At 57.2% G+C, this 9,949-nt stretch carries 8 protein-coding genes and 1 tRNA gene; all 9 read right to left on the bottom strand.

Features of this window, described 5'->3' with window-relative positions; genetic code table 11:
• A partial coding sequence (gene ccoN, locus ADADOO_RS14835) for a cytochrome-c oxidase, cbb3-type subunit I (RefSeq protein WP_511278279.1) occupies window positions 1-1,303 on the bottom strand: 1,303 nt, incomplete at its 3' end.
• 297 nt (window positions 1,304-1,600) lie between these two features.
• Entirely contained in the window at window positions 1,601-1,792 is a 192-nt protein-coding gene (ccoS, locus tag ADADOO_RS14830; protein ID WP_511278278.1) for a cbb3-type cytochrome oxidase assembly protein CcoS, read from the bottom strand.
• On the bottom strand, window positions 1,792-4,230 hold the full coding sequence (locus ADADOO_RS14825) for a heavy metal translocating P-type ATPase (RefSeq protein ID WP_511278277.1): 2,439 nt from the start codon (window positions 4,228-4,230) through the stop codon (window positions 1,792-1,794). Before ADADOO_RS14825 ends, ccoS begins: the two co-directional genes overlap by 1 nt.
• A 55-nt stretch (window positions 4,231-4,285) precedes the next feature.
• Entirely contained in the window at window positions 4,286-5,053 is a 768-nt protein-coding gene (locus ADADOO_RS14820) for a 3-hydroxyacyl-CoA dehydrogenase (RefSeq protein WP_511278276.1), read from the bottom strand.
• Window positions 5,054-5,520: 467 nt separating this feature from the next.
• Window positions 5,521-5,596, bottom strand: a tRNA-Thr gene (locus ADADOO_RS14815).
• A 206-nt stretch (window positions 5,597-5,802) separates the two neighbouring features.
• Entirely contained in the window at window positions 5,803-6,366 is a 564-nt protein-coding gene (gene ampD / locus ADADOO_RS14810) for a 1,6-anhydro-N-acetylmuramyl-L-alanine amidase AmpD (protein WP_511278275.1), read from the bottom strand.
• A complete protein-coding gene (locus ADADOO_RS14805; protein ID WP_511278274.1) occupies window positions 6,366-7,682 on the bottom strand; it encodes a sigma-54-dependent transcriptional regulator in 1,317 nt (438 codons plus the stop codon). The genes ampD and ADADOO_RS14805 overlap by 1 nt, the downstream gene beginning before the upstream one ends.
• Window positions 7,679-9,292, bottom strand: coding sequence for a two-component system sensor histidine kinase NtrB (locus ADADOO_RS14800; RefSeq protein WP_511278273.1), 1,614 nt, complete (start codon window positions 9,290-9,292; stop codon window positions 7,679-7,681). The genes ADADOO_RS14805 and ADADOO_RS14800 overlap by 4 nt, the downstream gene beginning before the upstream one ends.
• A complete protein-coding gene (locus tag ADADOO_RS14795) occupies window positions 9,292-9,522 on the bottom strand; it encodes a PP0621 family protein (RefSeq protein ID WP_511278280.1) in 231 nt (76 codons plus the stop codon). Before ADADOO_RS14795 ends, ADADOO_RS14800 begins: the two co-directional genes overlap by 1 nt.
• Window positions 9,523-9,949 lie beyond the last annotated feature (427 nt).

The following is a 9,949-nucleotide window of genomic DNA, read 5'->3' as shown; positions in this document are numbered from 1 at the left end:
AACGGATAGCCCAGAACGGATAGGACCCCTTGACGGACTCGACGAAACTGTAAGCCAGAGTGCCGTCAGCATTCACAGCACGCCACATCAGGCCCTGCATAACACCGGAAATCCAAGTCGAGGCAATATAAAGCACGGTACCGATAGTCGCGATCCAGAAGTGCGTCGTCATCAGCTTGGTGCTATACATTTCAGTCTTACCAAAGAGCTTCGGCAGCAAGTAATAAATTGAACCGATGGAAACCATGGCAACCCAACCCAGAGCACCAGAGTGGACATGACCAACAGTCCAGTCCGTGTAGTGCGACAGCGCATTGACGGTCTTGATCGACATCATCGGACCTTCAAACGTAGACATTCCGTAGAAAGACAGGGAAGTAATCAGGAACTTCAGTATAGGATCGTCACGCAGCTTATGCCATGCACCCGACAGGGTCATGATACCGTTGATCATACCGCCCCAGGACGGAGCCAACAGAATCAGCGAGAAGACCATACCAACGGACTGGGTCCAGTCAGGTAGCGCGGTATAGTGCAGATGGTGCGGACCCGCCCACATGTAGGTGAAGATCAGCGCCCAGAAGTGGACCACTGACAAACGATAGGAGTAGACCGGGCGACCAGCCTGTTTAGGCACAAAATAGTACATCATGCCAAGGAAGCCGGCAGTCAAGAAGAAACCGACGGCATTGTGACCATACCACCATTGAACCATAGCATCCTGAACACCGGCATAAGCCGAGTAGGATTTCAGGTAAGAAACCGGCAGCGCAGCACTATTACCCAGATGCAACAGCGCAACAGCGATAATCATTGCGCCAAAGAACCAGTTCGCCACATAAATGTGAGAAACGGTACGCTTGCCGATGGTACCAAAGAAGACGATTGCGTACGAAACCCAGACCAGCGTAATCAGAATATCAATCGGCCACTCCAACTCGGCATACTCTTTACCCTGGGTAATACCCAGCGGCAAAGTAATGGCAGCCAATAGAATAACCAACTGCCAACCCCAGAACGTAAATGGGATCAACGGACCACCCCACAAGCGGGTATGCCCGGTGCGCTGAACGCACCAATAAGACGTTGCAAACAGGGCGCAGCCACCAAACGCAAAAATAACTGCATTAGTGTGCAGCGGACGCAGACGGCCAAAATGCAGGAAGCCAATATTCAGCTCCGGCCAGACCAACTGGGCAGCAATGATGACACCAACCAGCATGCCAACAATGCCCCAAATAACAGTCATGACAGCGAATTGCCGTACGACTTTATCGTTATATGTGGTTTTCGTTCCAGACATGAACCCACCTCTCGTAAAGAAAAAACGGAATGCCCACCTCCCTTAACCCAAGGGGGCACATGGATAGCGATGTTATTCTAGTTCAGGGGAGGTGTTTTGACCTAGATCAACCTACCTATTATCTAAGGCAGATAGTCCAAAATATCTAGACGCAGACACTGCAAAGGACACAAGAGGCGTAGACAAAAAAAGGGTGCGTCGTAACGCACCCCAACCCCAACAGAGAACAGCAGCGAAGCCCTCGCTTCACAATTCGCCCATACTGCCAAGCGTCAGCTCAAGAAGCGTTGACACAGATCAACCATCGTCTCGTTTATGAGCTTTCAGGTCGTCGCTGGGTGGCAATGGCTGATCCTCGTCCATCAGGACGCGAAACCCGGGCCCTTCGAGGTCGTCAAATTGTCCGCTACGCACGGACCACCAGAAGGCGACGGCAATCCCGAAGACAAGAATGACCGACACCGGGATGAGGAGATACACACTTTCCATCAATCTGTCTCCACACGCTGAATGCGCAGCGAATTAAGAACGACCAGCAACGAACTGGCCGACATGCCGATACCGGCAATCCAGGGAGTGACATAGCCGGCAATGGCTAACGGCAAGGCAACAAAATTGTACGCGAAGGACCACCAAAGATTCTGATGGATCACTTGCAGGGTTTTCCGGGCGCGCCGCAGACCGTGACGCAAATGATCCAGATTCTCAGAGAGCAGGATGAAATCAGACTGCGTCCTGGCCAGCTGCGCCCCGCCGCCCATGGCGACCGAAACCTGCGCCTGGGCTAGCACCGGCGCGTCGTTAACACCATCGCCGAGCATGGCGACGACAGCACCTTCCGCTTGAAGCCCGGCGACAAAATCGTGCTTGCCCCGTGGGGTAACTCCAGCCCTGACATCAGAGATACCAAGTTTGCCAGCAACCAGATGTGCCACGGCAGGTGCATCACCTGTCAGAAGAATGACTTTTTTCCCGGCGGCACGAAGTTCTGAAATCAATGCTGCCGACTCCTGGCGCAATTCGTCGCCGACTCTGAACAGCGCAAGACAGCCGGTTTGATCGGCAAGGGCGACAACCGTATCACCGCTCTCCAACCAGGCGGCTGCAGCAGCCGGCAGTTTGGCGTTGCTCAAGGCCAGCGCGTATTCGGGGCGGCCGACACGACAGTGGCGGCCGGTGACGATGGCTTCGATCCCCTGCCCAGGTTCGCTGACCACGGCCGACGTTTCGGGCAAGTTTTCCCCTGCCGCCCAACGGAGGGCGGCGGCCACCGGGTGTTCGGAGGCGTGTTCGAGGGCGGCAGCTATTGCCAGGCACGCTTCCCGGCTCTCGCCGGCGGTTGGCAAAACATCCACCAGATGCATGCGCCCAGTCGTCAAGGTACCCGTCTTATCGAAGACAAAATGGGTCGCCCGCGCCAGTGTTTCGATGGCGTGCCCCCGTGTGACCAACAAGCCATCCTTTGCCAAGGCGCCAGCCGACACCGTCAGCGCAATTGGCGTCGCCAGGGAAAGGGCGCACGGACACGTAACGACGAGCACCGAAACGGTGATCCACAAGGCTTTCGACGGATCGACAAAATACCAGCCAACGGCGACAAGGATTGCCACGGCAAGCAGGACCGCAACGAAATAGCTGGCGATGCGATCGGCTAGCACGACGATTTTTGGTTTTTCGGCCGCCGCCCGCTCCATCAATTGGATGATCGCTGACAGGCGCGTTCCCTCGCCGACTTGCTCGACCTGTACGACCAAAGGGCTTTCGGCATTGATCGCTCCACCGGTCACCGCCTCACCGGGCGACTTTGGCACCGGTTTGCTTTCACCTGTCAGCAACGCCTCGTTGGCGCAACTGACCCCTTCGACTATCCGGCCATCCGCCGGCACAATATCGCCGGCCCGAACCATGACGTAATCACCGGGACGCAGGTCGGCGACAACACATTGCTCAGTCCCACGGTCAACCGGAAATTTGGGCATTTTTTGCGCAAAGGCGGGCAGCAAGCGGGCCAGCGCCTCGGTGACGCTGACCGCCTTCTGGCGAGCGGTCATTTCGAGATAGCGGCCGCCGAGCAGGAAAAAGATGAACATCGTCACCGAATCGAAATAAACTTCGCCGGCCTGCGCAAATGTTGCCCAGCAACTGGCGATGAACGCCGTGCCGACACCAAGCGCAACCGGCACATCCATGCCGACGCGGCGTAGCTTGATATCGCGCCAGGCGTTGCGGAAAAAAGGCGCCGATGAATAGAAGATGACCGGCATGGTCAGCAACATGCTGGCCCAGCGCATCAGGCTTTCGATATCGGGCGCCATGTCGCCGTCGGCGATATAGACCGGATAGGCGTACATCATTACCTGCATCATGCCAAAACCGGCGACCCATAAGCGCCACATGGCGTCGCGCCGTTCCTTGCGGGAGATTTCTTCGTTCTTCGCCGCGTCGTAAGGGTAGGCGCGATAACCGATGGCGGCAACCGCGCCGAGGATGTCCGAGAGCTTGATACGGGTCTCATCCCAGCGCACGCGCGCCCGGCGGGTCGTGTAATTGATGTTGACCGCCGTTACCCCCGGTAACCGACCGACGTGCTGTTCGTTCAACCAAATGCAGGCAGAACAGGTAATCCCTTCGAGCAGCAACGACGCCTCGCGCTCGTTCTGCCCCAATTCCTTGACGAAGCTTTTCTGAAATTCGGCATGATCGTACATGACCAGTTGTTCGAGAATCGTCGGCATCGCTTCACGCGGCGACTCGGGCATCGCATCGCGGCTACGGTAATAGTCGGCCAGCCCATTATCGACAATCGATTGCGCCACGGCCTGGCAGCCGAAACAGCACATGGCCCGCGGCTCGCCGCCAATTTTCACCGACAGATCGACCGCGTCGGGAATGGGCAGGCCACAGTGATAGCAGGAAGCGGGGGGCATCAAATAAAAAGGCACCGAAGTGCCTTTTGGGTCAAGGACGGAGCGGAAGTATAGTTTATTTGACCCCCATCCGGATGGCGCCATCCAACCGGATGACTTCGCCATTGAGATAAGCATTCTCGGCAATATGGCGGACCAGCGCCGCGTACTCGGCCGGTTTGCCCATTCGCGTTGGGAACGGCACCATTTTATTCAGTGAATCCTGCACCTCGGGCGGCATGCCGAGCAGCATCGGCGTTTCCATGATGCCCGGGGCAATGGTCATGCAACGGATACCGCTACGCGCCAGCTCACGGGCGACGGGCAGGGTCAGCGCGACGATACCGCCTTTCGAAGCCGCGTAGGCCGCCTGCCCGAGCTGGCCTTCGTAGGCGGCAACCGACGCGGTGTTGATGATCACCCCGCGCTCACCGCCCACCTCCGGCTCGTGCTTCATCATCGCATCGGCCGCCAGGCGGATCATGTTGAAAGTACCGACCAGATTGATATTGATAACCTTGGCGAAACTCTCCAGCCGGTGCGGACCATCCTTGCCGAGCACCTTCTCGGCCGGCGCCACGCCGGCGCAGTTCACCAAACCATGCAGGGCACCAAATTGCAAAATTGCCGTATTGATGGCGTTGACCGCAGAAGCCTCGTTGGCCACATCCGTTTCGACAAAACAGGCGTTCGCCCGCAGCTCTACCGCCATCTTTTCGCCCGCCTGACGATTCAGGTCGACCAACACCACTTTTGCCCCAGCTTCAGCTAAAGCACACGCCGTTGCTGCCCCCAGCCCCGAACCCGCACCGGTTACCAGAAATACCTTGCCCTTAATTTGCATCGCCGCCATCTCCTGAACATTTATCTTTTTCCAGACGGTACCGTATGGAAAGGAAGCTCATATTACGCCTCGACGGGACAATCGAAAACGCCTTCACTTGAAGTGCCTCCCACGCCGCTCCGATATACAACAGCTACAGCTCTTCGATGCCGCGCTCATGCATCCACCGCCGGACCTGATGGGCGTTGACGCCGTTGGCCATCGCAATACCGGCGGCCGAGGCGCCGCCTCGCAACACGCGTCAATCACCGTCTGTGCGAATTTCTCAGGATGATGCCGCCGCCGGCGACTTTGATTCTGGATTTCCATCGAAAGTATCCACCATCGTTTTTAAGGGGACACGATCTTCGCGGTCTAACGCGTCAATTTATAGATGGGTTCGCCGGGCGCTTACGGGTAAGGCTCAATCTCGCGTAAACATTATCACCGGACATGAAAAAGCCCACGCGATGTGGGCTAAATCAAGATGGTGCCGCTTGCCGGAATCGAACTGGCGACCTTTTCATTACGAATGAACTGCTCTACCAACTGAGCTAAAGCGGCATGCATGTCTGTCAAATAGAGCAGAGCGCAGGATTATAGCTGGATAGCGATGGCTTGTGAACCAGTGGAATCGCCGGCCCTCCTGAGTCATATGCTTTTCCAAGCGTATGCGTCGCATGTCGGCCCCGAGAAAAGGCTCCTCAAGTGTTGATCGCCCGGCATGACAAGGGCTGCACGCTTTCCGGCTACCGCAATGGATCAGATTTTTATCGAAATTCGGCCGGCAAGTCCAGGCCCGGATAGCGTCTCCGCAGTGCCGGCCAGTCGAAATACGGCCCGGGATCGGTCTTGCGTCCGGGCGCGACGTGGCAATGGCCGGCGATGGCTGCAATCGGATAGCGCGCCAGCAGAGCGTCCAGTAGCGTCCATAGCGCTTCGTATTGCTCGGCTGCATAAGGCTGATAGTCCGAGCCCTCAAGTTCGATACCCACCGAGTAGTCGTTGCAGTGGTCGCGCTCGCACCAGCATGATTGGCCGGCATGCCAGGCCCGCAGGTCGCAGCCGACGAACTGGACGACGCGGCCATCACGTCGGATATAAAAATGGGCCGAAACCCGTAATTTGAAAATTGTCGAAAAATATCGGTTGACCGTGGGATCGAGCCGATTGAGGAAAAATTCCTCGACCCAATTGCCGCCAAACTCGTCAGGCGGCAGGCTGATGTTGTGGATAACGACCAGCGATACCGGCTCGCCGGCCGGCCGCTCGCCAAAGTTCGGCGAGGGCAGCCAGCGAACACCGTCTAGCCAACCGTCAGGCTGCCACAACATCACTCAATGCCCAGGCGCTCGAGACGATAGCGCATCGAACGAAAAGTGACGCCGAGCAAGCGCGCCGCCGCTGTGCGGTTGCCTTCTGCCTTCTGCAGGGCTTCCAGAATGGCCTGCCGTTCGAGGCGATTGAGATATTCATCGAGCGTTTCACTGCCCCGCCCCTGCTCCTCGCTACCGGCCATTTCTTCCGGCCCGATATGTAGATCCTCAACCTCGATCAGGTCATTGGAGCAAAGCGCCGTTGCCCGTTCGAGAATGTTTTCCAGTTCACGAACGTTGCCCGGGAAGGAGTAAAACGACAGGGCCTTGACCGCCCCGCTCGATAGCTTGGGTGGTGAATCGCCAAAGACCCGGCGCAGGATGGCCTCGACTAGCGGCACGATGTCCTCCATCCGCTCACGCAGCGGCGGCATGCGGAGTTCGATCACATTCAGCCGGTAATACAAGTCCTGACGAAAGGCCCCCCGGTCGACCAGCTCACGCAAGTTTTTGTGTGTGGCACAGATGATCCGAACATCAACGGGCTCTTCAGCCACGCTCCCCACCTTGCGCACGCGCTTTTCCTGGATGGCACGCAACAGCTTGACCTGCATGGCCAGCGGCAGATCGGCGACCTCATCGAGAAACAGCGTGCCACCATGCGCCGCCTGGAAAAAGCCTTCGCGCTCACTATCGGCGCCGGTGAATGCGCCTTTCCGATAGCCAAAAAACTCGCTTTCCATCAGATTTTCGGGAATCGCCCCGCAATTAACCGGAACGAAGGCCCCGGATGCCCGCGCACTACGGCCATGGATCAGCCGTGCTGCCAGTTCCTTGCCGCTCCCTGATTCACCGGAGATATAAATCGGTGCCTGGCTGCGCGCCAGCTTTTCGATCATCGCCCGCACCTGCTGCATGCTCGGTGAATCGCCGATCAAGGATTGCAAAGGGTTCTCGCTATCCGGCGCACCACCCGGCAAGCGCAAGGCCGACTTGATGAGAGTACGCAACTGCTCAAGGCCAACCGGTTTTGCCAGGTAATCGAAGGCACCAGCCTTGAGCGCAGCGACGGCATTTTCGGCGCTACCGTAAGCGGTAATGACGGCAATCGGCGTCTGCGGATGATGCTCGGTAATGTAGCGGACTATTTCCAGGCCATCGCCATCCGGCAGGCGCATGTCAGTCAGGCAAAGCTGAAAGGCATCGCCGTCGAGCGCCGCCCGCGCCTCAGCCACCGAGCCGACACACTCTGTCGCCAGTCCCATGCGGACCAGCGTCAGATCGATCAGTTCGCGGATATCCGCCTCGTCGTCAATGACGAGGACCCGGCTCATTTCGCCACGCGGGCGCCGTTCGGTTCTGGCAACAGACACGTATCATTTCTCCCAGCAACAATGAAATGGGCACCAGACGAGGACCCCGCCAGTGCCAGGCTCGCCCCATTGGTCGCACACAATTCACGAGCAATGAACAAGCCAAGGCCCGTTCCCTGCGTGTGCGTCGTAAAAAACGGCTCGAAAATCTGTTCGCGAACGTTTTCCGGAACCCCTGGACCATCGTCGATCACGTGCAATTCTACCCGGCCATCGCCATGAGCACTGTCAAGTTCAATACGGACAGCCCCGAGCCCACGGCTCGAATGGCGCAAGGCATTGCTGGCCAGATTCCACAACACCTGGTGCAAATGGGAACGGTCAAAGCAAAGGTTGAGCGGCGACGTCCCTTCTAGCACGACGACCCCAGGCAGCAAACCTTCCGTTGCGTTGAAATGTTCGACAAAACCGGCGCAAAACTCGTCCGCGCGTAGCAATTCAGGCTCAGCGCGGCTCTGGCGCCCCAACTCGAGAATATCCCCGACAATCCGGTCAAGGCGAATTACATTGTCATTAAGAATGCGCAAAAGTCGCTCCTGCATCTCCCCGCGGCGCTCCTCGCGTAACAACTCTCCGGCATGGCCGATGGCGGACAAAGGATTGCGGATTTCATGGGCAATGCTTGCGGTCAACCGGCCCAGAGAAGCCAATTTCAACTGCTGTGCCCGCTCCTTGATCCGCCCGACATCGTCAAGAAAGACCAGAACCTCGCCATCTGAACTAGCCGTCCGCTCGAAACGTGCCCGCAATTCACGTCCGTCCGCACCACGAAACAGGAGGCTATCCGCGCCGCCATGCATATCCCACGCCTGCAGAGCATCAGCCAAATCAGGCGTCTGAGCGGCCAACTCGGCCTGCACGTCATCTCCGGCCAGGCCGAGCAGCGCCCTGGCCACCGGATTGCAATGACTAACCACTCTCCCCTCGGCAACGATCAGCACACCATCCTGCATTCGTTCCACCACGCGCTGACTAATCAGTATCTGGTTGGCAAGGGCCTCGCCACGACGACGCGCCAAATCCTCGTGAACCATCGCCCGCTGCCCGAGCAAACGAGCAAGAATTGCGGTTGCGAAAAAACCGGCAGAAATAAACCCCGCCTGAACGATTGACGATTCATCAAAATCCCTGGCGGCAATCCCATAACTCTGGCTCAACAAAATCGCCAGCGTAGCGAGCGCAGCATAAAACAGCACCAACCGGCCACGCCCAACCAGACTAGCCGCAGCCAGGGAAACCAACAACAGCACGCTCAAGCCGCTGCCAACCCCCCCCGCCTGGTACATTAGCGAGCTGACAATCGCCACATCGACCACCATCTGGGCAGATAATTGCCGGTTAAATCGATGCTGCCAATGTGTCGCCAAAAGCAAGCCAGCAACAGTGGCCAACATGTACCCCCCGGTCAGCCCATACATGAGCGGCGACGGCAGGAGATTCAGGCGAGCCGACCATTCATGCGGGAAAGCAATCGCCAGAAAAAAAGACGCAGCTAACACCAGTCGGTACAAATTGAAATACTGGAATGATCGCCAGTTAGCCTCCCAAGTCGACGAAAGCCACCCCGGCATTACCGCTCCGCACTGCGAGCAGCCAAGCGATGCGACTCGCTGCAATAGAACCGATCACCATCCACAATAGCCTCGCTCTCGGGGAAGAGGACACCACAATGGACACAAGCCACCATTTTTTCTGAGGCAGCCTCCCGACTTTCCGAGGAAGCCCCCCCCCGGGATAGATGGCGCTTCGACCACATCAACCAGACCGCCACGAGAAACGCAAACAAAAGCAGGTATTTCATCATCGACTCAGTTCTCGGCTACCACGACCTGAAAAGCAAAATTTTCACACGGCCTTGAAGCAACGTTTACACACACCCCAGGTTGGCAATTACTAGATGCCAATCACCCTGATAATCCGGAAAGAGTTGCACGCTGTTTTACAACTGTAACCATCTACCTGGACAGATAGGCTAACCCATCGATTTATAAATGGTTTGTCAGACATTTACGACATATATTTTTCTATTCATCGGCATAGGGGGCAGCCATTATAAGCTGCACCCCAGCCACACTAAGCTTGCAAACACAGCAATCCATGAATCGGGATACATCGAAATCCTTCGTGGTGATTCCAGAATTCCTGTCTGTGGCGAGGTGACCGCTTCGGCGTTACGGTTTGTCCATAGGGGACCGCGCTTGCGCGGTCAGGCGGGAACCGGCGTAGCC

Origin of the sequence: Azonexus sp., from assembly GCF_036170495.1 — a bacterium.
Classification (GTDB): Bacteria; Pseudomonadota; Gammaproteobacteria; order Burkholderiales; family Rhodocyclaceae; genus Azonexus.
The sequence above is the reverse complement of the archived record's forward strand: the minus strand, read 5'-3'. Positions and strand labels throughout refer to the sequence as shown.

Coding starts and splice junctions, on each gene's coding strand:
- ccoS (WP_511278278.1), bottom strand. CDS start 1,792: ATGGAAAGTGTGTATCTCCTCATCCCGGTGTCGGTCATTCTTGTCTTC.
- ADADOO_RS14825 (WP_511278277.1), bottom strand. CDS start 4,230: ATGCCCCCCGCTTCCTGCTATCACTGTGGCCTGCCCATTCCCGACGCG.
- ADADOO_RS14820 (WP_511278276.1), bottom strand. CDS start 5,053: ATGCAAATTAAGGGCAAGGTATTTCTGGTAACCGGTGCGGGTTCGGGG.
- ampD (WP_511278275.1), bottom strand. CDS start 6,366: ATGTTGTGGCAGCCTGACGGTTGGCTAGACGGTGTTCGCTGGCTGCCC.
- ADADOO_RS14805 (WP_511278274.1), bottom strand. CDS start 7,682: ATGAGCCGGGTCCTCGTCATTGACGACGAGGCGGATATCCGCGAACTG.
- ADADOO_RS14800 (WP_511278273.1), bottom strand. CDS start 9,292: ATGCCGGGGTGGCTTTCGTCGACTTGGGAGGCTAACTGGCGATCATTC.
- ADADOO_RS14795 (WP_511278280.1), bottom strand. CDS start 9,522: ATGAAATACCTGCTTTTGTTTGCGTTTCTCGTGGCGGTCTGGTTGATG.